This window comes from Janthinobacterium psychrotolerans, from assembly GCF_001677885.1.
In the GTDB taxonomy this organism is placed as follows: domain Bacteria; phylum Pseudomonadota; class Gammaproteobacteria; order Burkholderiales; family Burkholderiaceae_D; genus Janthinobacterium; species Janthinobacterium psychrotolerans.
Window position 1 is genome coordinate 192,488 of the sequence record NZ_LOCQ01000062.1, and the last position, 25,580, is coordinate 218,067.

The 25,580-nt window shown below is 63.7% G+C and carries 20 protein-coding genes; 5 read left to right on the forward strand and 15 right to left on the reverse strand.

Translation table 11 applies throughout. The features are described 5' to 3' along the window. Window positions 1-4: 4 nt before the first annotated feature. The 4 genes from ASR47_RS24890 to ASR47_RS24905 are packed head-to-tail and all read right to left on the reverse strand — an operon-like array spanning window position 5 to window position 4,198. Entirely contained in the window at window positions 5-322 is a 318-nt protein-coding gene (locus ASR47_RS24890) for a hypothetical protein (protein ID WP_065310483.1), read from the reverse strand. Between the two features lie 11 nt (window positions 323-333). Beyond that, entirely contained in the window at window positions 334-2,850 is a 2,517-nt protein-coding gene (locus ASR47_RS24895) for a cbb3-type cytochrome c oxidase subunit I (RefSeq protein ID WP_065310484.1), read from the reverse strand. Beyond that, window positions 2,847-3,782, reverse strand: coding sequence for a cytochrome c oxidase subunit II (locus ASR47_RS24900; RefSeq protein WP_065310485.1), 936 nt, complete (start codon window positions 3,780-3,782; stop codon window positions 2,847-2,849). The genes ASR47_RS24895 and ASR47_RS24900 overlap by 4 nt, the downstream gene beginning before the upstream one ends. Then, window positions 3,779-4,198 carry a c-type cytochrome gene (locus ASR47_RS24905; protein WP_245714463.1) on the reverse strand — a complete coding sequence of 140 codons (420 nt, stop codon included), beginning with the start codon at window positions 4,196-4,198 and terminating at the stop codon, window positions 3,779-3,781. The genes ASR47_RS24900 and ASR47_RS24905 overlap by 4 nt, the downstream gene beginning before the upstream one ends. A 98-nt stretch (window positions 4,199-4,296) precedes the next feature. On the opposite strand from ASR47_RS24905, the gene ASR47_RS24910 reads away from it, so the two are divergent. From ASR47_RS24910 to ASR47_RS24920, 3 genes are read left to right on the forward strand one after another with little or no spacing between them, the layout of a single operon-like run. After that, window positions 4,297-5,169, forward strand: a complete 873-nt coding sequence (locus tag ASR47_RS24910; protein ID WP_065310486.1) for a c-type cytochrome — start codon at window positions 4,297-4,299, stop codon at window positions 5,167-5,169. Between the two features lie 12 nt (window positions 5,170-5,181). Beyond that, window positions 5,182-6,255, forward strand: coding sequence for an AI-2E family transporter (locus tag ASR47_RS24915; RefSeq protein WP_065310487.1), 1,074 nt, complete (start codon window positions 5,182-5,184; stop codon window positions 6,253-6,255). A gap of 12 nt (window positions 6,256-6,267) precedes the next feature. Next, entirely contained in the window at window positions 6,268-7,008 is a 741-nt protein-coding gene (locus ASR47_RS24920; RefSeq protein WP_065310488.1) for a glutathione S-transferase, read from the forward strand. Between the two features lie 5 nt (window positions 7,009-7,013). On the opposite strand, the gene ASR47_RS24925 is transcribed toward ASR47_RS24920, so the two are convergent. Further along, on the reverse strand, window positions 7,014-7,214 hold the full coding sequence (locus ASR47_RS24925; RefSeq protein ID WP_065310489.1) for a heavy-metal-associated domain-containing protein: 201 nt from the start codon (window positions 7,212-7,214) through the stop codon (window positions 7,014-7,016). Between the two features lie 73 nt (window positions 7,215-7,287). Next, on the reverse strand, window positions 7,288-8,229 hold the full coding sequence (locus ASR47_RS24930) for a bestrophin family protein (protein ID WP_065310490.1): 942 nt from the start codon (window positions 8,227-8,229) through the stop codon (window positions 7,288-7,290). A 523-nt stretch (window positions 8,230-8,752) separates the two neighbouring features. On the opposite strand from ASR47_RS24930, the gene ASR47_RS24935 reads away from it, so the two are divergent. Further along, window positions 8,753-10,120 (forward strand): NAD-dependent succinate-semialdehyde dehydrogenase, encoded by a 1,368-nt coding sequence (locus tag ASR47_RS24935; RefSeq protein ID WP_065310491.1) that lies wholly within the window; start codon window positions 8,753-8,755, stop codon window positions 10,118-10,120. A gap of 32 nt (window positions 10,121-10,152) precedes the next feature. Here ASR47_RS24935 and ASR47_RS24940 read toward each other — a convergent pair whose 3' ends face one another. Then, window positions 10,153-11,079 (reverse strand): TPM domain-containing protein, encoded by a 927-nt coding sequence (locus ASR47_RS24940; protein ID WP_065310492.1) that lies wholly within the window; start codon window positions 11,077-11,079, stop codon window positions 10,153-10,155. Window positions 11,080-11,153: 74 nt separating this feature from the next. Then, a complete protein-coding gene (locus tag ASR47_RS24945; protein ID WP_065310493.1) occupies window positions 11,154-11,822 on the reverse strand; it encodes a site-2 protease family protein in 669 nt (222 codons plus the stop codon). Window positions 11,823-11,997: 175 nt separating this feature from the next. Between ASR47_RS24945 and ASR47_RS24950 the strand changes: the two genes are divergently transcribed. Further along, window positions 11,998-17,595: a DUF3320 domain-containing protein gene (locus tag ASR47_RS24950; protein WP_065310494.1), complete on the forward strand. Its 5,598-nt coding sequence runs from the start codon at window positions 11,998-12,000 to the stop codon at window positions 17,593-17,595. Between the two features lie 100 nt (window positions 17,596-17,695). On the opposite strand, the gene ASR47_RS24955 is transcribed toward ASR47_RS24950, so the two are convergent. The 7 genes from ASR47_RS24955 to ASR47_RS24985 all read right to left on the reverse strand — a co-directional run bounded on the left by ASR47_RS24955 (window position 17,696) and on the right by ASR47_RS24985 (window position 25,424). Continuing rightward, window positions 17,696-19,513 carry a PhoH family protein gene (locus ASR47_RS24955; RefSeq protein WP_065310495.1) on the reverse strand — a complete coding sequence of 606 codons (1,818 nt, stop codon included), beginning with the start codon at window positions 19,511-19,513 and terminating at the stop codon, window positions 17,696-17,698. Between the two features lie 270 nt (window positions 19,514-19,783). Further along, window positions 19,784-20,254 carry a peroxiredoxin gene (locus ASR47_RS24960; protein ID WP_065310496.1) on the reverse strand — a complete coding sequence of 157 codons (471 nt, stop codon included), beginning with the start codon at window positions 20,252-20,254 and terminating at the stop codon, window positions 19,784-19,786. Window positions 20,255-20,328: 74 nt separating this feature from the next. Continuing rightward, a complete protein-coding gene (locus tag ASR47_RS24965) occupies window positions 20,329-21,288 on the reverse strand; it encodes a polysaccharide deacetylase family protein (protein WP_065310497.1) in 960 nt (319 codons plus the stop codon). After that, window positions 21,288-22,340 (reverse strand): bifunctional UDP-4-keto-pentose/UDP-xylose synthase, encoded by a 1,053-nt coding sequence (locus ASR47_RS24970; RefSeq protein ID WP_065310498.1) that lies wholly within the window; start codon window positions 22,338-22,340, stop codon window positions 21,288-21,290. Before ASR47_RS24970 ends, ASR47_RS24965 begins: the two co-directional genes overlap by 1 nt. Next, window positions 22,337-23,269, reverse strand: coding sequence for a formyltransferase (locus ASR47_RS24975; RefSeq protein ID WP_065310499.1), 933 nt, complete (start codon window positions 23,267-23,269; stop codon window positions 22,337-22,339). Before ASR47_RS24975 ends, ASR47_RS24970 begins: the two co-directional genes overlap by 4 nt. Further along, entirely contained in the window at window positions 23,269-24,264 is a 996-nt protein-coding gene (locus ASR47_RS24980; RefSeq protein WP_065310500.1) for a glycosyltransferase, read from the reverse strand. The genes ASR47_RS24975 and ASR47_RS24980 overlap by 1 nt, the downstream gene beginning before the upstream one ends. A gap of 11 nt (window positions 24,265-24,275) precedes the next feature. Further along, the gene (locus tag ASR47_RS24985) at window positions 24,276-25,424 is read right to left on the reverse strand and encodes a DegT/DnrJ/EryC1/StrS family aminotransferase (protein WP_065310501.1); all 1,149 of its coding nucleotides are present in this window, start codon (window positions 25,422-25,424) and stop codon (window positions 24,276-24,278) included. Between the last annotated feature and the right edge of the window lie 156 nt (window positions 25,425-25,580).

The following is a 25,580-nucleotide window of genomic DNA, read 5'->3' on the forward strand; positions in this document are numbered from 1 at the left end:
CCTGTTAGCTCCACAGCAGCAGCATCGGCAGGCAGCTCAGCAATACTCCCACGGCACCCAGCATCGCGCAAGCCGCGCCGGCCCAGTGCAGCAGGCTGATATTGCCGCCCGCATGCAGGCGGCGCAGGGCGCGCCAGCACAACACGGCCAACCATCCCAGCGCCAGCAGCGAGGCACAAGCCAGCAGCCACAGCGTCGCCGCCTTGCCGAATCGTAGCTGCTCGGCAGCAATAAAATAACAGAAGAAAAAGTGCACGCCCCATATCAGCAGCGGCAGCGACGGTTGCATCATCCGGCGTAGCAAATGGTCTTGTGCACGCATGGCGATTTTCCTTAGCCCATCAGTGACGGCATCAAGTGCACGATGGCAATGCCGACGATGCCTTGCAGGGCCGTGCCATGCCACAGCAGGCTGCAGTTGTCGAGCGTGGCGCGGTGCAGCGGCAGCAGGCGGCTGGCCCACGAGCGCGCGCACAGGAAACCGGCCACCAGCACCAGGATCACCACATGACAACCCTGGTAGGCCAGCAGGGCGGCGATGGTGGCGGCCCAGGCGCTGGACGTGGGCGACAGGCCCGACTGCATCTGGCTCGTCCAGGCCAGGCCGAAGCCGGCCACGGTGCAGGCCAGCGCCAGCAGCACGGCCAGGCGCAGCAGGGCCTGGCCGTGCTGCAGCTGCAAACGCCGCGCCCACAGCATCATCACCGAACCGGCCAGCAACAGCGCGCAGGCGGTCCACGGCCACAGCGGCGCGGGCAAGCGGGCGCCCGGTGGCGGACAGATCTGCAAGGCCATGGCGCTGTGGATATGCGCAAACACAAAGGCGGCAAAGATGCTGGCGTCGACCACCAGCATGATAAGGGTGGCGCACCAGGAATGCGAGGCGGGGCCGGTGATGCCGACCGGCAGCACGACAGTATCCGATACCTGTGCCGTCGTCACGGGCGGCGTGCTGTCGGACTGCCACATCCAGGCGATGATCGCCACGATGGCGGCCATGCCGCAAGCCCACGCGAGCAAGGTTTGCTCTATCGTCAGCAGCAGGAAGAAGCCGGCCGTACCCAGCGCGCCGATCAGCGGCCAGATGCTGTCGCCGGGCAGAATTTGCAAGTACAAGGGGCGCGCCTGGACCGGACTGGTGATGATGGTTTCACGCAGCCCAGTGACGGTGCCGGGCAGCCAGTGCCGGCCGGCCACCACTTCTTCGGGCAGGTTCGGCTGGTCCCATAGCGGATGGCGCGAGCCGATAGCGGGAATGCTGCGCACGGCGTAGTCTTCCATCGGCAGCCATTCCAGCGTCGACGCGCGCCACGGATTGCCGTGCTCCTGTTTCGGTGTGCGCAGGGTGCGGATGAGGTCGATAAAGAACAGCACGATGCCCAGCGCCAGGACCAGGGCGCCGATGCTCGACGCCAGGTTCAGGCTGTTCCAGCCCATGTCGGCCGGGTAGGTGTACACGCGGCGCGGCATGCCCCACAAACCGGTCAGGTGCATCGGAAAAAACGCCAGGTTGAAGCCGCCGAACATCAGGCCGAAGACCCAGCGCGCGCAGCGCTCGGACAGCCGGTGCCCGTTGACCAGCGGCAGCCAGTAATAAATGCCGGCAAACATCGGGAACACCATGCCGCCGATCAGCACATAGTGCAAATGGGCGACGATAAAATACGTGTCGTGCGCCTGCCAGTCGAACGGCAGCACGGCCACCATCACGCCGGTCAGGCCACCGAGCACGAAGATGAACATAAAGCCGAGCAGGAACAGGGTCGGCGCATGGGCTGGCGACGCTTTCCCGCGCCACAAGGTGGCGATCCAGGCGAACACCTGCACCCCGGTGGGGATCGCCACGGCCATGCTGGCGGCCGACACCAGGCTCATTTCCAGCACGCCCAGCCCTGCCGTGAACATATGATGGGCCCACAGCGCAAAGCTGAAAAAGCCCACCGCCAGCAAGGCCGCCACAATCGAGCGGTGACCGACCAGGGCCGTGCCAGCCAGTGTCGGGATCATGGTCGAGACCATGCCGGCCGCCGGCAGGAAGATGATATACACCTCAGGGTGGCCGAAGAACCAGAACAGGTGCTGCCACAGCAGCGGGTCGCCGCCGCGCTCGACAATAAAGAAGGGCCAGTCGAAGGCGCGTTCCATTTCCAGCAAGCTGGTGCCGGCGATCACGGCCGGAAAGGCAAACACGATCATTACGCCGACCACCAGCATGGCCCAGGCATAGACGGGCATTTTCGACAAGCTCATGCCTGGGGCGCGCGTGTACAGGATGCCGACGATCAGTTCGATGGCGCCGGCGATCGCCGAAATTTCGATAAAGCCGATGCCCAGCAGCCAGAAGTCGGCGTTCAGGCCCGGCGAGTATTCCTTGCTGGTGAGCGGTGGATACATGAACCAGCCGCCGTCGGGCGCCAGGCCCCAGAACAGGCTCATGAAAAAGCCCAGGCCGCCGACCGCATAGGCCCAGAAGGCATAGGCCGACAGGCGCGGAAACGGCAGGTCGCGCGCGCCCAGCATGCCGGGCAGCAGGTAGACGGCAATCGCCTCGACCACGGGAATGGCGAACAAAAACATCATCACCGTGCCATGCATGGTGAAGATCTGGTTATAGGTGCCGGGCGACAAAAAATCGTTTTCCGGCACCGCCAGCTGCAGCCGGATCAGCAGGCCCAGAATGCCCGCCAGCACGAAGAACAGCAGCGCGGTGCCGATATACAGCAGGCCGATATTGTTGTTGTTGACGGTGGTAAAGAAGCGCCAGCCGCCGGGCGTGCGCCAGATTGCTTGCAGTTGTGCCAGCTCGCCGGGCGGGCGGGGCAGGGAGCTGGGCAGTGCGGTCTCTGTCATTGCAGCTGCTCCAGGTAAGCGCTGATGGCGGCCAGGGTTGCACTGTCGAGGTCGCCTGCGGCCGGCATGCGCACACCGGGTTTGCTGGCATGCGGATCGGCAATCCAGCCGGCCATGGCGCCGCGGCTGTTGCGCAAGGTGCCGGCCCCCAGGTACAAACGGCTGCCGACATGGGTCAGATCAGGCCCCGGTTTTGCCTCGTCGGCCACGCCGCGCACCGTATGGCAGGCAACGCAGCGTTGGGCAACAAAGGCGTCGCGGCCGCGCAGGGCCAGCGCGCCGGCCGGCGTGGCGGCAGGTTGCGATTGATGATCCAGCCAGGCCTTGAATGCTTCAGGGGTTTGCACCACCACATGCAGCGCCATGCGCGCATGCTGCTGGCCGCAGTATTCGGCGCACTGGCCCCGGTAGACGCCGGGCTGGCCGGCGCGCACCGTCATGCCGTGCAGGCGGCCCGGCAGCATGTCGACCTTGCCGGCCAGCGCGGGCACCCAGAAGCTGTGGATCACGTCCTCGCTGGCGAGGCCCAGGTAGACGCTTTGCCCGGCCGGCAGGCGGATTTCATTGGCCAGCACGATATCGCGCCCGCTGGCCGGATCGGTATAGCGCACCTCCCACCACCACATTTTTGCGGTGACTGCAATCTTCACCGCATGCTGCGACGAGGGCCGCGTCAGCTGGGCGCTGCGCAAGGTGCTCCAGGCCAGTAGCGCAGTGAGCACCACCAGCGGCAACACCACGCCGCCGCCGGCCAGCCAGCGCAGCGGGCGCACCGGCGCGCCCGGCCGCCGCAGCGCCAGCGCCAGCAGGACCATCACGCCCAGCAACATGGCGCTGGCGCCGATGAACAGCAGCCACGACAGGTCGTGAATGATGGCCGCGTCTGCGCCGGCCGGATGCAGCGCGGATTGATTGAACGACGGCTGGCTCATGGCAAGCCATACAGATAGGCCGCCATGTCGCGCGCCTGCTCCGGCGCCACGCCCATGGCCGGCATCAAGGTGCCTGGCTGCATGGCTTGCGGATCGACGATCCAGCGCACGAGGGTGTCGGGCTGGTTCGGGAACTGGCCGGCGATATAGCTTTGCCGGCCCAGGTAGGCCAGGCTGGGGCCGACCTGGCTGCGCGCGGCCGGCACGCCGGGAATCTGGTGGCAGGCGCCGCACTGGAACTGCGCCAGCAGGCGCTGGCCCCGTTCGGCATTGCCGATGGCGGCGGGCGAGGCCGGTGGTGCTGGCGTGTCGGGACTGTCGCAGGCGCTGGCGAGCAGCGCGCAGCCGAGCAGCAGCAGGCGCCAGCTTGACGCCCGGAAAAGGTATGGCCGACAGAGAGAAAGAGGCTTGCGCACGATTGCATCCTGCTGAAACCTGATCAATCTTTATAATACGACAAAGACTTTGTTTCATTGTTTTCAATAGAAACCTGCTGTCGCCATGGAGCGTTTTGATGCCATCACGCCGCGCCACCATCGTTCGCACCGTCGCCGACACCTTGCTGGCGTGCGCCCTGGCCGGTGTGCTGGGCGGCTGGATCGTGCTCAAAAGCGGCTGGTACAACATCGGCGCCACCAGGCAGCACTGGCAACCGGTGTACACCTTGCTGGAGCAGGGCATGCACGAGTCGGTGCGCCATCATGCGCGCGAGGTGGTGGCGCCGGCCGTGCTGGCCGGCGGTGCCGCGCAAGCGCAGCTGGCGGCCGGCGCCGGGCTGTACCGCCAGCATTGCGCGCAGTGCCATGGCGCGCCCGGTGTGGCGCAGGAGGCCATCGGCAAGAGCATGCAGCCGATACCGGGGCCGCTGGTGGAGGCGGCGCGGCGCTGGCAAGCCAGCGAGCTGTACTGGATCACGCGCCACGGCATCAAGATGAGCGGCATGCCGGCCTGGGGCCATCACCTGGACGAGGAACAACTGTGGGCGGTGGTGGCCTTTTTGCGCCAGCTGCCGGCCATCTCCACGCAGCAGTATGCGCGGCTGGCCAGCGCCCCCGCATTGCTGAACGACACGGTGCCGGCCACGCACAAGCGCGCACCGGGCAAGGCAACCAGCATCGAACGCGGCAAGGTGGCGCTGACGCAGTTTGCCTGCCAGGCCTGCCACATGATCCCCGGTATTACGGGCTCGACCGTGCATGTGGGGCCGCCACTGGACAAGCTGGCGCAGCGCGGCTACCTGGCCGGGCGCCTGCCCAATACCGAAGCGCATCTGCAGCAATGGATACGCGATCCGCAAGCCATCAAGCCGCGCACGGCCATGCCCGACCTGGGCGTGGGCGTGGACGATGCGCGCGACATGGCCGCCTATCTGCTGAGTCTGGATTAGCGGGGGAGGATCATGCCTGCCGGCTCTCCCCATCCCATCGAACGCAGCTTCGTGCAGCGCGTGGCCATCGTGTATGGCCTGGGCGTGCTGTTCATGCTGGCGCTGGCGGCCCTGTGGTTTGGCGCCGACGTGCTGCTGCTGATCTTTGCCTGCATTTTGTTCGCCTTGCTGCTGCATGAACTGAGCCGGCGCCTGGCCGCGCGCCTGCATTGCCGGCGCGGCATCGCCCTGGCCATCGTGGTCGTGGTATTGCTGGCGGTGATCGGTGGTGGCGGCGTCTTGACGGCGCCGCAGATCGGCGAGCAGGCGGCCAAACTGGGCACGGTGGTGCCGGAAACCATCGAGCAGTTGCGCGCCGCGGTGCAGAAAAACGCCTTGCTGCGCAGCCTGGCCACCGACCTGCCTTCGAGCGAGCAGATCCGCAAGCAGTTGCTGTCGCTGGTGCCCAATGCCGGCCTGTTCTTTTCCGGCATCCTGGGCGCCTTGGGCAATGTCATCATCATCGCCTTTGTCGGCCTGTATTTCGCGGCGCAACCGAAGGTGTATCTCGACGGCTTCATCGCGCTGATACCGCAGGCGCGCCGGCCCCGCGCACGCGCCGTGCTGGACGAGATCGGCCATACCCTGGCGCAATGGCTGGTGGGCAAGTCGGTATCGATGGTGGTCGTCGGCTGCGCCACCGCCATCGGCCTGTCGCTGCTGGGCGTGCCGCTGGCGCTGATACTCGGCGTGATCGCCGGCCTGCTCGATTTTATACCCTACGTGGGACCGCTGATGGCCGGCGTGCCGGCCGTGCTGATCGCGTTTTCCATCAACCCCACCCTGGGCGTATCGACCATCGCGCTGTTTGCCGCGATCCAGTTGCTGGAGGGGTATCTGGTGTCGCCGCTGATCGAGGCGAAAACCGTGTCGCTGCCGCCCGCGCTGACGGTGGTCATGCAGTTGCTGTTCGGTGCGCTGTTCGGCCTGGCCGGGGTGGCGCTGGCCACACCGTTGACAGCCGTGCTCGTCATTTTGCTGATCATGCTATATGTGCAGGACGTGCTGGGCGACGACGTCAAGCAGCCTTCGCAAACCGACTCCTGAAAGGCAAACCCCATGAGCGCACCGTATCTGCTGTATTACTGGCCCACCATCCAGGGCCGCGGCGAATTCGTGCGCCTGGCGCTGGAAGCAGCGGGCGCCGATTACCAGGACGTGGCGCGCCTGCCCGAACGCAAGGGCAGGCAGCAGGGCATGCCGGCCATGCTGGCCTGTCTCGATGGCAATGTCACACGGCAGCCGGCGTATGCGCCGCCGGTGCTTGGCCATGGCGAGCTGCTGATCGGGCAGACGCCGAATATCCTGTTTTACCTGGGCAAGCAGCTGGGCCTGGCGCCACGCGCCGAAGCGGGCCGGCTATGGCTGAACCAGTTGCAGCTGACCATGGCCGACTGGCTGACGGAAGTGCACGACACGCATCATCCGCTGGCCATGGGCCAGTATTATGAAGACCAGGCGGCGGCTGCCGCGCTACGTGCACAGGACTTTCGTACCACGCGCCTGCCGAAATTTCTCGATTATTTTACGCAGGTGCTGGCGAACAATGGCAGCCGGGGCAATTTCCTGGTGGGCGGCAAGCTGACCTATGGCGATCTGTCGCTGTTCCAGATGATCGCCGGCTTGCGCCATGCGTTTCCGCAGGCGATGGAGCGGCTGGCGCCGCGCTGCCCGGCGCTGTCCGACCTGCACGACAGCGTGGCGGCGCGGCCCCATATTGCCCGCTACCTGAACTCCAGGCGGCGCTTGCCGTTCAGCGAAGAGGGGATCTTCCGGCATTACCCGGAACTCGATGGCTGAACGTATCAGGCCGCCCTGGTGACGGGGTAGCCGGCTTCGGCGATGGCCGCGCTGATCGCTTCGAGCGACTTGTCGGTGCCGACCTTGACGCTTTTTTCGTCCAGTTCGATCTGCACCTGCGCCTGCGGGTCGACCGATTGCACGGCCTTGGTGACGGCGTTGACGCAGTGGCCGCAGCTCATGTTTTCAACTTGTAACTGGTACATAGTCATGCTCCTGTAAGTGAGTGTGATACCACTATAAGCCTTGCCGCCATGGGAAGGTCAAGCTGTGTACACCTCAGGTCAGCATGTAATCGTGCGGCTGCATGGGCGCTGGCAACTGCTCGTCCTGCAGCGACTCGCGCAGGTTGATTTCGATGGCCCGGCAGATGGCCGACAGCGGCAGGTCGTTGGCGTCTTCGCCGAACGGTTCCTCGATTTCATCGCCGAGCGCGTCGAGGCCAAAGAAGGTGTAGGCGACGATGGCCACCACGAAGGGCGTCATGAAACCGATGGAGTCGACCAGGCCGAACGGCAGCAAAAAACAGTACAGATAGGCCGTGCGGTGCAGCAGCAGCGAATACGAAAACGGAATCGGCGTGCCGCGGATGCGTTCGCACGAGGCGCCGGCGCCGACCATGGCCGAGATCGAATTGTCGAGCTGTGCGGCCAGGATGGTGTCGATGCGCTGCTCGCGCACGCAGCTGGCCAGGTCGTGGCCCATCTGCCGCATCAGGTGGTCGGACGGATTCGACGACTGGCAGGCCAGTGCCCATTCGCTAGGGCGCAGCAGCGGCTGCAGGTCGGCGCCCGGCTTGCTGTCGCGCAACTGATGGCGCAGCGCATGGCAAAAGGCGATGGTGCGGCAGACCATGCGCACGCGCACATCATCGAGCCCGAGTTTTGCGTGCGCCACCGTGTCGCCGGTGATCATGCTCTGGCACTGGCGCGAAAAATTGCGGCTGCGCAGCACCAGTTCGCCCCACAGCTTGCGCCCTTCCCAGTAGCGGTCATAGGCGGCCGTATTGCGAAAGCCGAGAAAAATCGCCAGCGGCAGGCCGATCAGCGTAAACGGTATCGTGGTCAGCATCACCTTGTGGTCGAACAGGGTGCCATGGCACCAGGTAACCAGGGCGGCGAACAGGGTATTGACGATCAGGGTGGTGCGGATGCGCGGCAGGATCGAACCGCGCACGATCAGGAACAGCTTGAGCGCCGAAGGGCGTTCGCGCACGATCATGGCGTGCTCCCGGAGCTGGTGAAGAAGAACTGGTGCTGCGAACGACAAGCCCGCAGGGAATGCGGGCTGGAATGGATGATCATGGGTGACAGTGGTGAGGAGACGGCAGGAGTATAGGCCGCTGGCAGGCGGGCGGCCAATTCAAAAGCGCTATGGCAGTTATTCATTTTATGAATGTATATTTCAGAAATTAATAAATATCATGTTCCGGGCAATGTCGTTTAGTTAAGGTGCCCGACGCATTTAAATGCGTAAGGCGTAAAAACGTAAAAATGGCGGGCCGGAGACGCGCGCCTTGGCCCGGTGGGCCTGTGCGGGCGACTGGGGCTTTAATCCGTTGTGCAGGTTTACTGGTAGCGTAGGGGCACTAACTGAACGGCATTACAGCATACTGGCAGTCTTGTTTTTTGGCAAATAGTTGTAGTCGCCACTATGTACGTCCCCGAACGGTCGCGTTTGCCTTGGCGGTGCATACTCGCCGTCTACCCATGCAATCGCGGGGCGTCATGACAAAGGAAAACAGATGAGCTATCAGACCACGAATCCGTACAGCGAACAGATCGAACAAACCTTCACGCCGCACAGCGACGCGCAAATGGAAACCATCCTGGCCCAGGCAGCCACCACCTTCGAGAGCGACTGGCGCCTGCGCAGCTTCGCCGAGCGCAAGGCAGTGGTCAAGCAAGCGGCCATGCTGCTGAAAGAGCAGCGCGATGATTTCGCCAAACTGATCACGCTGGAAATGGGCAAGCTGTTCCAGGAAGCGCAGCAGGAAGTGTCGCTGTGCGTGAAAATCCTCGACTACTATGCCGACCATGCCGAGCAGTTCCTGGCGCCGAAAAAACTCGACGTCAAGCGCGGCGAAGCGAGCGTGGAAATCGCGCCGCTGGGCGTGATCTTCTGCGTCGAACCGTGGAATTTCCCGTATTACCAGCTGGCCCGCGTGGCCGGACCGAACCTGATGGCCGGCAATACCCTGGTCGTCAAGCACGCGTCGAACGTGCCGCAATGCGCGCTGGCGTTTGAAAAACTGTTCACCGACGCTGGCGCGCCAGCCGGCGCCTATACCAACGCCTTCTTCTCCAGCGAGCAGGTGGCCACCGCCATTGCCGACGTGCGCGTGCAGGGCGTGGCGCTGACCGGCAGCGAGCGCGCCGGCGCGTCCGTTGCGGCCACGGCCGGCAAGGCCTTGAAGAAAACCACCATGGAACTGGGCGGCAGCGACGCCTTTATCGTGCTCGACGACGCCGACATGGACCTGGCCGTGAAACTGGCCGTGATCGGCCGCATGCAGAATTCGGGCCAGGTCTGCGACGGCTCGAAACGTTTTATTCTGGTCGACAGCATTGCCGACACCTTCGTCGAACGCTTCCAGGCCGAACTGGCCAAGTTGCAGGCGGGCGACCCGATGGACGCGGCCACCACCCTGGCGCCACTGTCGAGCAAGTCGGCGCTGGACCTGGCCGTCAAGCAAGTGGGCGAAGCGGTCGAAGGCGGCGCGAAAGTACTGCTGGGCGGCAAGCGCATCGAGCGCACCGGCTACTTCATGGAGCCGACCATCCTCACCGATGTGAAACCCGATAATCCTGTTTATTACCAGGAGTTCTTCGCGCCCGTCGCCATGATCTTCCGCGTCAAGGACGAGAACGAGGCAATCACCCTGGCCAACGATTCGCCATTCGGCCTGGGCGGCACCATCATCACGGCCGACATCGCGCGCGGCAAGAAGCTGGCCAGCCAGATCGACACCGGCATGGTCTTTATCAACTCGCCAGCGGTGACCGCGCCCGACCTGCCATTTGGCGGCGTCAAGCATTCCGGCTATGGCCGCGAACTGTCTGATCTCGGCATCATGGAGTTCGTCAACCGCAAGCTGGTGCTGGTCGGCTAAGCCCGCACCTTATCGTGGCGGGGCCGCCGGCCCTACCACGATCCGGACGCGCCACCGCCACCGGAGCGTCCGCCTCCGCCTGATGTACCACTTTCTGACGAACCGCTGTCCGACGAGTCGCTATCACCGTCGCGCCTGTCATCGCGTTCGCGCTTGCGCTGCGGCCCGCCGCGCGCAAATCCCAGCGCAAACAGATACACCTTGAGCCAGGCCAGCGTGGTATGCCGCGCCTTGGGCAGGTGATACTTGCGCACATTCGCCGCCACCATCTTCCAGCGCAGCAGCAGCCACGCCAGCACCAGCACGCCGCCACCGACCCAGGCGCGCGCGTCGCCACTGGCCATCATGATCACGGCCGCCGCCACGGCGATGCTTGCCAGCAAGCCGAACACACCGGCAAACAGCGACATGCCCAGCGCAAACAGCGCCAGCAAACCAAAGATGCCGATGACGATCCATTTTGCCGCCCCCGAGATGGACTTCTCTTCAGGCTGGGCCGCCGCCTGCGCAGGCAAGGGCTGGCCCGCGATCACCGTCAGCATGGCCTCGACGCCATCGGCCACGCCGCCCTCGATATCGCCCTGTTTGAACTTGGGCATGATCACCTCGCGCACGATGCGCGCGCTTTGCAGGTCGGTCAGCCTGTCTTCCAGGCCATAGCCGGCTTCGATGCGCATCGTTTTATCGCCAGTGGCGATCACCAGCAGCGCGCCATCGTCCTGGCCCTTGCGGCCCGGTTGCCATTGTTCGAACACGGCCACGGCATAGGCCTCGATCGAATTGCCGGCGCCGGTCGATGGCACCGTCAGCACGAACACCTGGTGCCCGGTCTGCGCCTCGAAGGCCTTGAGCCGCGCATCGATGGCCGGCCCGCGCGCGGCCAGCACGCCCGCCACATCATTGACATGCGATTGCAGCGGCGGCACCGTGATGGCGGCATGGGCGAGGCTGATGGCCATCAGGCATAGCGCGCACAGCCATGCCCACTGCCGTTTCCAGGATCGTGTCCAAGGCCGTGCCCACAGCAGCGCGCTCATGCCTGGCTCCAGCAATAAAAGCCGAACGCCACCAGCCACGCCAGCGTCACCGCCAGCCCCGGCAGCAGCAGCCATTTCGCCACCGTCTCTTCCCACGCCACATACGGCTTGCCGCCGCGGGCGATCGCCAGCAGCACCTGGCCGCCTGCCAGGCCGCCAAACGGCAGCAGGTTGAAGGCGCACAGTTTCAGGCTGAGCAGGGCGAACACCAGCGCAAAGCTGTGCGTGGCGGCAAACGAGGCTCCATCGGCCAGCAGCAGCTGCGCCATGTTCAAAGGCGCCAGCGCGCCCGAGATAATCTGCGCAAACGCGCCTGTAAAACTGGGCCAGCCCTGCGCGCCCAGCAAGCCCAGCGCCAGTATCAAGGGCACCGCCACGCCACTGAGCAGCAGGGCGATCTGCTGCCACAGCGGCCGTTCGTTATAAATGTCGTTGCCGCGATCGTCGTCGTAAATGTCTTCTTCACGCGTGTCTTTGAGCACCACGCTGCCGGCAAACGGCAGCAGCTTGACCTGCGTCTTGCCGATTGAAAGCAGGGCGGGGCCCACGCCATAAGCGATGCGGCGAATGGTGATGCCGAAAGCACGGGCGCACAGGGCCATGACCGAAACATGGATCACCATGAACAGGAAAATGGCGAGCAGGAACTGGAAGATGGGATGCATCGCGGCAGAGAAAAAGTTGACGAGCCGTATTAAAGCATGGCGCGAGATATTGCCACGTCCGCCATACCTTGTTGCATGCCCGTCATGCGCTTTTCAGTTCGATGCAGGTCGATAAGGAGTAAAGTTGCAGACAAAACCCGAGCGATCCAATTTATAGTGAAGTGATGAGACGACAATGAATGACGCTGACGTCGTAGTACCGGCATTTGAATCAACGTTTTTGCAAGGCAGCCTGTCGGCGGACGCAAAACTGGAACGCGCGCGCACCGAATTGCTGGACCTGACAGCACGCAACCGCCTGTTGAATATTCCCCGCTCGTCGACCACGGCGCGCACCATCGATGTGGTCGATGAAAAGACCAGCGAAGTGTTCCGCCTGATGGTCTCGGAAAGCCGGCCCTTTACTTTTTTGCCGGGCAAGGAAGCGAACAAGGCCGGCCTCGATAAAACGGGCCATGCAGAAGACAGCGATGAAATCGGCGACCTGGCCCAGCCGGAGAATAACGGTGTCGATGAGCGCGGCGTGCTGCATCGCCATGCCGATACGAAGCTGCAAACGCGGCTGACGTCGAAAGGGCTGCAAAAGCGCCTGCTCGACATGTATCTCGATGCGCGCACGCTGGAAGAAGAACAGGGCGTCAATATTTTGTTCCTGGCGCTCGGTACCCTGAAATGGCTCGATCCGTTGAATGCCAAAAACGTGCGCCATGCACCGCTGATACTGATTCCCGTCAGCCTGGAGCGCGGTAACGCCGCCGAGCAATTCAAATTGAAATGGCGCCAGGAAGAGCACTCCTCGAATCTGTCGCTGGAGGCGTTTCTCGAACGCGTGCATCATTTGAAAATGCCGGCCTATGAAGCCGGCGACGAATTCGATCCGCTGGCCTATATCGAGGCCGTTCGCGACGCCGTCAAATCGAAGGAAGGCTGGGTGGTCGATGGCGACGATATCGTGCTCGGCTTTTTTTCGTTTTCGAAATTCCTCATGTACCGCGACCTCGATCCGGCCACCTGGCCCGAAGGCGGGCTGACGACTCAGCCGCTGATGCGCGGGCTGCTGTCCGATGGTTTCGCGTTTGAAGAATCGACCATTCCCGAAGACGCCAACCTGGATGAGCATATCGCGCCGGCTGACTTGCTGCATATCGTCGATTGCGACAGCTCGCAAACCCTGGCCGTGCACGATGTGCGGGCCGGGCGCAACCTGGTGATCCAGGGGCCGCCCGGCACCGGCAAATCGCAGACGATAGCCAATGTGATCGCGTCGGCGATTGCGGACGGCAAGACGGTGCTGTTCGTGGCCGAGAAAATGGCGGCGCTGGAAGTGGTGAAGCGGCGCCTGGACCAGGCCGGCGTCGGCGACGCCTGTATCGAGCTGCACAGCAACAAAGCCAACAAGAAGATGTTCCTCGACGAGCTGCGCCGTACCTCGGAACTGGGCTCGCCCAAGGGCGATACGGCCACCACCCTGAACCACCGCCTGCTGGCGGCGCGCAATGAGCTCAACGCGCACAGCGCGCGCCTGCATGAACCGCACTCTGCCGCGAGGCTGACGCCGTATCAGGTGATCGGAGAACTGAGCAGGCTGCGCCAGGACAACGTGAAGCCGGTCGATATCCGGCTGCAGCAGCCGGAAAGCTGGTCGCCCGACGAGCTGCAGCAGCGCCTGGCGGTGGTGGAGGAACTGGCGCAGCGCATCGTCGATATCGGCGAGCCGCAGGACCATCCATGGCGCGGCGTGGCGCTCAAGGTGATACTGCCCAATGACGTCGAGCGCCTGGTGGCGCGCATCACGGCCTTGCGGGCGTGTTGCCAGGAGCTTGCCGCGCAGCAGGCCGATCTCGCCCTGTCGCTCGATACGCTGGCGCCGGCCGTGCTGCGCGATATGGACTATCTGACCGAGCTGGCGCGCGCGGTGGCGGCAGCGCCAAACCTGTCCGCCGCATCCTTGCGCTCGCCTGCATGGGGCAGCGCGGGGCGGGAGCTGGCGGCACTGGTCGACGATGGCCTGCGCTTGCAGCGCGTCATGGCCGAGCTGGCCGGCGAGATCAAGCCCGAGGCCTGGAACACGGACGTGCAGGCGCTGCGCGAGCAGCTGGCCGGTCTGCCGGCGCACGCCGATGCGCTGGCATTCGAGCGCTACGACGCATTGCAAACGCTGCTGGCCAAGCTCGACGGCGAGGTGGCCCTGCTAAGCCGCCTGCTCGGCGTCGATACGGCGAGCCAGATGGCCAGGCAGATGGTCAGCTACGGCGAGATCAACCGCATGGTGCAGACGGCGCAAAAAGTGGCGAGCGCGCCCGATGTCAGTGCCGATGTGTTCGTCTCGACCGTGTGGGACGAGGGCGTGGAACAGGCGGCCGACCTGGCGCAGGCGGTCGCCGCGCTGGAAGGTTTGCAGGCGCGGCTGGAGGGCAAAGTCAGCAGCGGCGCCTGGCAGCTCGACCTGGTTCCGGCGCGACAGGTGCTGGCCGCCCATGGCGAGAGCCTGCTGCGTTTCGTCAACGGCGAATGGCGCGCCGCCAGCAAGCAGGTCAAGGGCGTCTTGCGCAATCCGGAAGCGCCGCTGCCGGAGCAGCTGGAAATTCTCGATGAGCTTGCGGAGGGCCGCAAACTCATCGAACGCATCGCCTCGCAAGATACGTTTGGCAGCGGCGCGTTTGGCGCCGACTGGCGTGGCGAGCAGACGCGTTCGGCGCCGCTGCTGGCGCTGGTCGAGTGGATGCGCAGCCTGCGTGGCCTGGGCGCGCAGCCGCGCATGATCGCCAGTACCTTGCCTGACCGCCCCGAAATGAGCGGGCGTGCGGCGCTGGTCGCCGGCCTGCTGCAGGAGATACGGCCGCTGCTGGACACCATGTGGTTCAGCGGCTGGAAAGATGAAACCGCGTTTCGCGACTGGACCAGCGTGGAGGCGGCGCCGCTGCAAAGGATGACAGAACAGGTGGCGCGGCTGGTGCTGTGCCAGGCGGGTTGTGCATCCGTCATGCTGAACGTGCCGCCCGGCCTGGCTGACAAGATCGCCCGGCTCGATCTGCTGATTGCGACGCAGGCGCTGCGAACGCGGCTGGAGGCAGCCGGCGAGTTGGCCCGCTCCGCGTTCGGCGCGGCATGGCAGGGTGCGCAATCGGACTGGAACCATTTGCGCAGCAGCGCGCTGTGGCTGGCTGAACATCAGCAGTTGCGGCAGATGGTGGCGCGCCACGATGACCGCGCCGCGCCCCTGCGGCGCGCGCTGGAAATCGACGCCACGCAGCGCCAGTTGCTGGCCGGTCTGGACGCGCTGTACGGCGAACTGTGCACCAATAGCGAGAAACTGTTCCAGGTACCGGCGATTGCCGACTTGCCGGCGTTTGCCTTGCTGGGACGCATGGGGCTGTGGATCGAGTTTGCCGAAGAATTGTCGACGTGGGTGACGTACCGCGAGCGTTGCGCCAGGGCGCGCCAGCTGGGCATCGGCGAGATCGTCACGCAACTGGAAGCCGGCGTGCTGGCGCCGGCGCAGGCCATGTGCACCTTCACGATGGCCTACTTCGAGGCGCTGTTTGCCGACCAGGTGCGCAGCGACGAGGCGCTGGCGCATTTTGACGGCCACCTGCATGGCCGGCTTGCCGCCAGTTTTGCGCAGATGGACCGCCAGCGTATCACTGCCTCCAGCCTGGAAGTGGTGCGCGCGCATCACCGGCGCATCCCGCAGGGCGGCGGGGCCATCGGCCCGCTCGGTGTGTTGCGCGGCGAGATGGCCAAGCGCAAGGGCCATATGCCGATCCGGCGCCTGATGCAGCGCGCGGCGCCCGCCATCCAGGCGCTGAAACCGGTGTTCATGATGAGCCCCTTGTCGGTGGCCCAGTTCCTGCCCGCCGGGCAGCTGAGTTTCGATCTGCTGGTGATGGACGAGGCCAGCCAGATCCAGCCCGTCGATGCGCTGGGCGCGATTGCGCGTTCGCGCCAGGTGGTGGTGGTCGGCGACGAGCGTCAGTTGCCGCCAACCAAATTTTTTTCCAAGATGACCAGCGCCGAACCCGACGACGATGGCGACGATGACACGCAGGTGTCCGATATCGAAAGCATCCTGGGGCTGTTTACGGCGCGCGGCTTGCCGCAGCGCATGCTGCGCTGGCATTACCGCAGCCGGCACCAGTCGCTGATCGCCGTGTCGAACAGCCAGTTTTATGACAACAAGCTGTTCATCGTGCCCAGCCCGTATACACAGGAAGCGGGCATGGGCCTGCAGTTCCACCATATCGCCAACGGCGTGTTCGATTCGGGCAATACCGGCACCAATGCGGAGGAGGCGAAGGTCATTGCCGAGGCGATCATCCACCATGCGCGCACCGCACCCGGCCACTCGCTGGGCGTGGCCACCTTTTCGGTCAAGCAACGGCGCGCCATCCAGGATGCGCTGGAACTGCTGCGCCGCCAGCATCCGGATGCGGAACCGTTCTTCCAGCAGCATCCGAGCGAGCCGTTCTTCATCAAGAACCTGGAAAACGTCCAGGGCGACGAGCGCGACGTGATCTTCATCTCGGTCGGCTACGGGCGCAACCAGCTTGGCGCCATGGCCATGCGTTTCGGGCCGCTGAGCGCGGAGGGCGGCGAGCGGCGCCTGAACGTGCTGATCAGCCGCGCCAAGCGCCGCTGCGAGGTGTTCGCCTCGATCACCGACGAAGACATCGACCTGGAACGGGCCAAGGGCCGTGGCGTGGCCGCCTTCAAGCTGTTCCTGCATTTTGCGCGCACCGGCAAGCTGGGCCTGGCGCGCGTGTCGGGCCGCGAAGCCGACAGCCCGTTCGAAGTGCAGGTGGCCGACGCCGTCAAGGCCTGCGGCTACGAGGTCCATCCGCAGGTGGGCATCGCCGGCTTTTTCATCGACCTGGGCATTGCCGACGCCGAGCATCCGGGCCGTTATTTGCTGGGCATCGAATGCGATGGCGAGTCCTATCACCGGTCGCGCTCGGCGCGCGACCGCGACCGGCTGCGCCAGGCGGTGCTGGAAGACCATGGCTGGATCATCCACCGCATCTGGAGCCTGGACTGGTACCAAAGGCCCAATAACGAATTGCAGCGTCTGATCCTTGCCATCGATGCGGCCAAGGTGGAACTGGCGGCGCGCGCGGAACTGCATGGCCGCCAGGAACGCAGGCCCGGTGTGTCGGTGGTCACCGTGGAGCGCGAAGACCATGCGGAGATTGGCCTGGAACGGCAGGGCAGCAAGCGGCCGGCCGCCTATGTCGAGGCCACTTCCGTCAAGCCCGCTTATGCCGACGAGCTGCACGACATGCCGGTCGCCGCCTTGAGCGAACTGGTCAGGCAGATCGTTGCCGTGGAAGGCCCTGTGCATGCCGATGAGGTGGTGGTGCGCCTGCGCACGGCCTGGGGCCTGAAACGCACCGGCGCGCGCATCCAGGCGGCGGTGGAACGCGCCATCGATGCCGCCATCCGCTTCGATGGCATGCTGATGACGGAGCGTTTCCTCAGCCTGCCCGATACGGTGATCGCCATCCGCGACCGTGGCGCAGTGGTGTCCGACACCTTGCGCAAACCCGACATGCTGCCGCCGCAGGAAATCGACGTGGCCATCCTCGGCGCCTTGCAGAAAAACTATGGCGCCGGGCTGGTCGAGATTGCCCAGTACGTGGCGCGCCTGTTCGGCTTCAAGGCCACCAGCCCGCAGCTGCGCGAAACCATCAGGCTGCGTCTCGATGACTTGCTGCTGCGCGGCTTGCTGCAGAAAAATGGCGAGGTCTTCGCGCTGCGCCAGCAGGAAAGCACATAAGCGCCTAAGCGCATACAGCGCCCGGCAAGAAAAAAGCCCCGCCCGCATCGCTGCGGCCGGGGCTTTTCAATGACCGGGGCAGCTGGCTGCCCCGTAAAACTTACAACACTTCGCTGGCGTGATCGGCCAGGCGCGAACGTTCGCCGCGCGCCAGGGTCACGTGGCCGCTGTGCGTCCAGCCCTTGAAGCGGTCGACCACATAGGTCAGGCCGCTCGAACCTTCGGTCAGGTAAGGCGTGTCGATCTGGGCGATGTTGCCCAGGCACAGGATCTTGGTACCGGGACCGGCGCGCGTGACCAGGGTCTTGACCTGTTTCGGCGTCAGGTTCTGCGCTTCATCGATAATCAGGAACTTGTTCACGAAAGTGCGGCCGCGCATGAAGTTGAGCGACTTGATCTTGATGCGTGAGCGGATCAGGTCTTGCGTTGCCGCACGGCCCCATTCGCCACCATCGGAGTCGGACTTGTTCAGCACTTCCAGGTTGTCGTCGAAGGCGCCCATCCATGGCGACATCTTTTCTTCTTCCGTGCCCGGCAGGAAACCGATGTCTTCGCCGACCGGCACCGTCACGCGGGTGACGATGATTTCATTGTACAGCTTGGTTTCCAGCACTTGCGCCAGGCCAGCGGCCAGGGCCAGCAGGGTCTTGCCGGTACCGGCCTGGCCCAGCAGGGTGACGAAGTCGCATTCCGGATTCATCAACAGGTTCAGCGCGAAGTTCTGCTCGCGGTTGCGCGCGGTGACGCCCCATACATTGTTCTTGGTGTGGCTGAAGTCGCGCAGGGTCTGCAGCACGGCCGTCTTGCCGTTGATCTGTTTCACCTGGCCGTAGAACGCTGTTTCGCCGTTTTTCGGTTCCAGGTAGATGAACTGATTCACCAGCAGGGAAGGGATAAACGGACCGGTGACGCGGTAGAACGTCGAGCTGTAGCCGTTCTTGCTTTCCTGCCAGGATTCCATGTCCTTGCCGTGCTTGTTCCAGAAGTCGTCCGGCAGTTGCACGATGCCCGAATACAGCAGGTCCGTGTCTTCCAGCACATGGTCGTTGAAATAATCTTCGGCCGGCAGGCCCAGCGCGCGCGCCTTGATGCGCATGTTGATGTCTTTCGACACCAGTACCACCGGACGGCCATCCTGTTCCGATTCGAGCGAGCGCACCACGGCCAGGATCTGATTGTCGGCCTTGCCGACCGGCAGGCCGGCGGGCAGGTCTGCGCTTTGCAGGCGCGTCTGGAAGAACAAACGGCCCTTGGCGTCCTTGTTGCCCAGTTTCGCCAGCGGGATGCCGTTTTCGATCGCGTCGTCATCGGTATTGCTGATCAGGGCGTCGAGGGTACGCGAGACCTGGCGGGCGTTGCGCGCCACTTCCGTCATGCCCTTCTTGTGGTTGTCCAGCTCTTCCAATGTCATCATCGGCAGGTAGACATCGTGCTCTTCGAAGCGGAACAGCGAGGAAGGGTCGTGCATCAGCACATTGGTGTCGAGCACGAACAGTTTCGACACGCCGCGCTGGTCGGCGGCGCGGCTGGCCGACGATTTGAGCTGCACTTCGACCGGCTTGTGCTTGGCCGGATGGGCTTGTTCGACCTGCTTGACGGATTTGATCGGCGTCACCTTGGCCGCTGGCGCCTTGGCCTTTGCGGCAGGCTTGGCCTTGGCCACAGGCGCAGGGGCCGCAACCGGTTCCGGCGCAGGTGCAGGCACGGGCTTGGCGACCATCAGTGCCGCCACTTGCTTGATTTTGGTGGCCGCATTGCGGACCGGTTTGGCCACTTCGGCGATCGCCGCTTCAATAATGGGTGCAGCCACTTTCTTGGCCGCCGGGGTTTTGGTGGCCGGGCGCGCTGCGCCTGCGGTTGGGTAATCTTGGGTGGCCAGGATGGTGGCTGGCTTGCTCGGTAATTTTGGCAGTGGCATCAGGATCTCAATCAAAAAATTTCTGGAATGAATCGCCCACGGGCAGCCGGTTTTCGGCGGCGCGGCGTGGGGTGGATGCGGGAACAACAATGGAACAGGACGATATGACTGCCGGCTGGCCGGCTTGCTGAGCCGGTAAGGAGGTCCATCAGCGGGCGCGGGGCCCGGCTGGCGGAGTGGAGTGAGGCGCTTCGTTGACTCAAAATGGCGATAGCTGCTGTGAACTGAACGATAGGTTGAACGACGCTTGCTGGAAACCCGACACGCGCATCAGTTCAGACGCGCCACGAATTCCAGCACTTCTTCCACGTGAGTTGCGACCTTCACGCCCCGCCATTCTTTCACTATTCGGCCCTCAGCGTCAATCACAAACGTGCTGCGCTCGACGCCGCGCACGGTCTTGCCGTACATCTGTTTCATCTTCATGACGTTGAACAGCAGGCACATCGCTTCTTCGGGATCGGAAATCAGTTCGAACGGCAATTCCAGCTTGGCCTTGAAGCTTTCGTGCGAGCGCAGCGAATCGCGGCTGATGCCGTAGATTTCCACGCCGGCGGCGGTGAATTTGTCGTAGGCGTCACGGAAGGCGATGTTTTCCGTGGTGCAGCCAGGAGTATTGTCTTTCGGATAAAAGAACAGCACCGCGGCCCTGGCGGGACGACCCAGCAATTGAAAAGTTTTGCCGCTGGTCATGGCGGCGGTGAAATCGGGTACGGCGACGAGGGATAGGCTCTCAGCCACAGGTTCTCTCCTGAACGGTGATCATCAGCGCTGTTTTTAACCTGGCAACGCATCCAGGTGCAACGATACAGTATTCAGGCGGCTTTACCCTGCACGATCAGGCGTCCCGAGCGGCCCGGCAGTTCATCCCAGGTAATCGGACAGACGGGCAGTTCGGTGTGGCGCACTTTGTCATGATACCGGGCCATTGACGCAAACTCATAGCCCTGGGCTTGCCAGCCTGTCAGCAGTTGCTCGAAAATGGGGGCGAGTTTCTGTCCTTCAAGCTCTGCGTGCAAAGTATAGACATGATCGCGGCGATTCTCCGCCGTCAGGGACAGGATATGGTCGGCAATATTGCTGGTGGTGAGCATTTTGCCATCAATCTGGCATCCCAGCAATTCGTCGAGGGTCGGCAAGGTGGTCGGCAGTTGCACGCATTGCAATACCGTATTGCCGTTGCGCAGCCGGTGCGGTCCGTCGCTGGCGCGCACCATGGCGCCGCGTTCGTCGAGCATGGCGCGCCCGTCGGACGCATACTGGTAGCCGGCCGTGTCATGCTCGACAAAGGCGCTGACATTCATTTGCCAGCCGGCGGCGCCATGGGTGGGGCTCGGCATGCCAAATACCTGGGCAAAGCGGGCGGCGGCCTTGCGCATCATGGCGTTGGTCCAGCCGGCGTCACGGCGCGCCACGTTGTCCTGCCACAAGGTGTGGTCCCAGGTGTGGATGCCGCATTCGAAGCCGGCGTCGCGTACCGCGCGCAGCTCATCCGCACACAGCTTGCCGATGTCCGGCCCCGGCAGCAAGGTGCCGTACATCAGGGTTTTCAGGCCATAGTGCTCGACCACCGAGGTGCGCGAGACCTTGCTGAAAAAACCGGGCCGCAGGGCCCGGCGCAATGCCCAGCCCGTATGGTCCGGACCCAGCGAAAACAAAAACGTCGCCTGGGCCTGGTGCGCGGCCAGCATGCGCACCAGATTGCCCATGCCCTCGCGGGTGCCGCGATAGGTGTCGACGTCGATCTTCAGTGTCAGTAAGGGTTTGCTCAACATTAATCCATCAGCGCTTGCGCCTGCGTGACCTGGCCGCGGTAGGCGTCGAAAATATGGCGCAGCGCGTCGCTCATGTTGGTGCTCGGCGCCCAGCCCAGTTCCTCGCAGGTATTGGTAATCTTCGGCACGCGGTTCTGCACATCCTGGTAGCCGGCGCCGTAATAGGCGCCCGAAGTGGTTTCCACGATCTTGACGTGCTGCGCGCCGTCGGCGTATTCCGGGTATTCGGCGGCCAGGGTCAGCATCATGCCGGCCAGGTCGCGGATCGAATAGTTGTTGCTCGGATTGCCGATATTATAGATCTTGCCGCTGGCAACGCCGTTCCGGTTGGCGATGATGTGCATCAGCGCATCGATGCCGTCGTCGATATAGGTAAACGCGCGTTTTTGCGCGCCGCCGTCGACCAGCGAAATGTTTTCACCGCGCACGATATGGCCGAAGAACTGCGTCACCACGCGCGACGAACCTTCTTTCGGCGTGTGGATGGAATCGAGACCGGCGCCAATCCAGTTGAACGGACGGAACAGGGTGAAGTTCAGGCCTTCCATGCCGTAGCCCCAGATCACGCGGTCCATCAGCTGCTTGGCGTTCGAATAGATCCAGCGCGGCTTGTTGATCGGGCCGCAGATCAGTTCCGAGTTTTCCGGATCGAACTCCTCATCGTGGCACATGCCATACACTTCCGACGTCGACGGGAACACCAGGTGCTTGCCGTACTTGGCGGCCGAACGCACGATGGGCAGATTGGCTTCGAAGTCCAGCTCGAACACGCGCAGCGGCTGCTTGACATAGGTCGATGGCGTGGCGATCGCCACCAGCGGCAGGATCACGTCGCATTTCTTGACGTGGTACTCGACCCATTCCTTGTTGATGGTGATGTCGCCCTCGAAAAAATGCATGCGCGACTTGTATGCCGGGTTCTCCAGCACGTCGGAAATGCGGTCCGAGTTCATGTCCATGCCATAGACATGCCAGTCGGTGGTTTCCAGGATGCGCTTGGACAGGTGGTGGCCGATGAAACCGTTGACGCCGAGGATAAGGACTTTTTTCATATGAATTTCTCTTGGGTGGAATTTAGGGGGCCGGCACAGGCGGCCAGCTGGTCTTGCAGTTGTGAGGCAGAAATCGGTTGACCGTTGGCGTGCAAGGAGGAAATGGCCAGCATCCTTCCGTCGCCGCAGACGCCGACCATGGCGCCGTCGATAACGGCCAGGCCGGGTGGCAAAGCGACGGGTGCAAGCCGGCTCAATCTGGCTTGCTGGATCACATAGGTCACGCCGTCGAGCTCGGTAAATGCACCGGGATACGGTGGCGCGACCGCGCGGTGCAGGTTGTAGACCTGCCGCGCCGGCTGCGTCCAGTCGATGCGGCCGTCGGCGGGTTTGCGGCCGCCAAAATAGCCGCCCTGGGTCAGGTCGTTCGGCAGCAGCGGCGCGCTGCCATCGAGCAGCGCCGGCAGCACGCCCCACAAGGTTTGCTCGGCGGCCACGGTGACCTTGCCGAACACTTCGAAAGCGGTGTCGTCGGGCAAAATCGGCACGGCGGTCTGCGCCACGATGGCGCCGGCGTCGGGCTTGACCGTCATCGCGTGCAGGGTGGCGCCGGTTTCGCTGGCGCCGTGCAGCACGGCCCAGTTGACGGGGGCGCGGCCACGGAACTGCGGCAGCAGCGAGCCGTGCATATTGTAGGCGGGCGCCAGGTCGAGGATGCTGGCCGGCAGCATGTGACGGTAGTAAAAGCTGAACAGCGCATCCGCGCCAGCCGCCCGCAGCCGCGCCAGCAGCTCGGGCGCGTTGGCGTCGGGCGGCGTGATGCAGGCAATGCCCTCGCTGCGGCACAGTTCGGCAACCGATGCGAACCACAGGTTTTCATCGGGGTTGTCCTGATGCGTGACGACCAGCGCGATATCGACGCCGCCGGCCAGCAACACCTTGATGCAGCGTACGCCCACATTATGGTAGGCAAACACGACGGCGCGCATCAGCGGGCCACCTGGCGTTTTTCCAGGCGCACATACGGTACGGCCTCGGCCTGGGCTTGCGCCATGCCGTCCTGCAAGATGGTCTGCACCACATAGCGGGGGCGGGCGCGTACCTGCTGGAAGATGCGGCCCACGTATTCGCCCACCAGGCCGATGCCGAACAGGATCACGCCCATCAGGAAGAAGGCGAGCGCGAACAGGGTAAACACGCCCTCGGCTTCGGCGCCGAACAGGAAACGGCGCGACAGCAGATAGATCACCAGCAGCGCCGAACTGGCCGACAGCAGCATGCCCAGCATGGAAAAGATCTGCAGCGGGATCAGCGAAAAGCCCGTCACCAGGTCGAAGTTCAGGCGGATCAGGCTGTACAGCGAATACTTCGATTCGCCAGCCGCGCGCTCCTCGTGCTCGACGATGATTTCGGTCGGCTTGCGGGAAAAGGTGTAGGCCAGCGCCGGCACGAAGGTGTTCACTTCGGCGCACTGGTTGACCAGGTCGATCACGTTGCGGCCATAGGCGCGCAGCATATTGCCCTGGTCGGTGATCTTGATGTTGGTGATGCGCTCGCGCAGGCGGTTCATCATTTTCGAGGCCACCGTGCGCCAGGCCGAATCTTGCCGCTTGCGCCGGATCGAACCGACGTAGTCGTAGCCTTCGCGCATTTTCGCCACCAGGTTGCCGATTTCCTCGGGCGGGTTTTGCAGGTCGGCGTCAAGCGTGACCATGATCTGGCCGCGCGACGCTTCGAAGCCGGCCAGGATGGCCATGTGCTGGCCGTAGTTGCCGTTGAACAGCACCACGCGCGTCACTTCCGGTCGCTGGCGGAATTGTTCGGCCAGCAGGGACACGGAATTGTCGCGGCTGCCGTCGTTGACGAAAATGATCTCGTAGCTGGTCTGCAAGGCGTCGAGCGCCGGATACAGGCGGGCGAACAGGCTGGCCAGGCCCTCCTGTTCGTTGTAGATCGGGATGATGACCGACAGTTCAGGTTTCATGATGGGGCCGCTTACTTGATCAGGATGGAGTTAACAGCGGCAACAGCGCGCTCCACGTCGGCCAGCGTCATGGCGTAAAACATGGGCAAGGTGACGGTCAGGCGGCCGATTTTTTCCGCATGCGGGAACATGCCTTCGCCAAAGCCGCGGGCGCGGTACAGGCTGAACAGGTGGATCGGCGCGTAATGAAAACCGGTGCCCACGTTCAGTTCGGCCATCTGGCGCATGAAGGTGGCGCGCGTGTCGGGACCCTGGTCGGGCAGGATGATCTGGAACAGGTGCCAGTTGCTGTTGTCAAAGTCGGCCACCGGCAATTGCGCGCCGCTGGCCGCCTCGAAACCGCTGCCGAATTGCGCGAAATAATGGCGTGCCAGCGCGCGGCGGTGGGCCGTGATCGCCTCGATATTGGCGAACTGGCCCAGGCCAATGGCGGCCATGATGTCACTCATGTTGTATTTGCCGCCCAGCACGTCGACATCAATGCCGTCCACGCCGCTGCGCGAGACGCCCTGCAGGCGGAATTTTTCTGCCAGTTTGGCCTCTTCCAGATTGTTCAGCACCAGTGCGCCGCCTTCACCGGTGGTGATGTTCTTGTTGGCCTGGAAGCTGAACGAGACGAAGTCGCCGAAGGCGCCGATGCGCTGGCCCTTCCATGAGGAACCGAAGGCCTGGGCGGCGTCTTCCACCACGCGCAAGTTATATTGTCTGGCGATCGCGTACAGGCGGTCCATGTCGACCGGCAGGCCCGACAGGTAGACCGGGATGATGGCTTTGGTTCTTGGCGTAATCGCCGCTTCCAGCTTGTCGAGGTCGATATTGCGCGTGATGGGGTCGATATCGGCAAACACGGGCGTGGCGCCCACTTCGATGATCACATTGGCCGTCGCCACCCATGACACGGGCGTGGTGATGACTTCGTCGCCAGGGCCGATGCCGGCGATGCGCAAGGCGATTTCCATGGTGCAGGTGCCGGAATTGAAGGTGCGCACCGGGCGCCCGCCAAAATACCCGGACAATTGCGCCTCGAACGCCTGCACCTTGGGGCCACTGGTGATCCAGCCCGAGCGCAGCACGTCGCCGACGGCGGCGATCGTCGCCTCGTCGATGGTGGGCTTGGAAAACGGCAAAAATGGCAGGGACGGGCTCGTAATGTTTGTCATGCGGCACTCACTTCTTCTTCGTTCAGGCGGGTTTCGCCATGCGGCGTTGTCGCGAAAGCTGCCCACAGTCATTCTTGCGGGCACTCCCATTCTAAAGCTACTCAATGATGCAGTACGGCCATATTCAGCGGGGGCGGGGCTGAGGTCCGTGCTGCG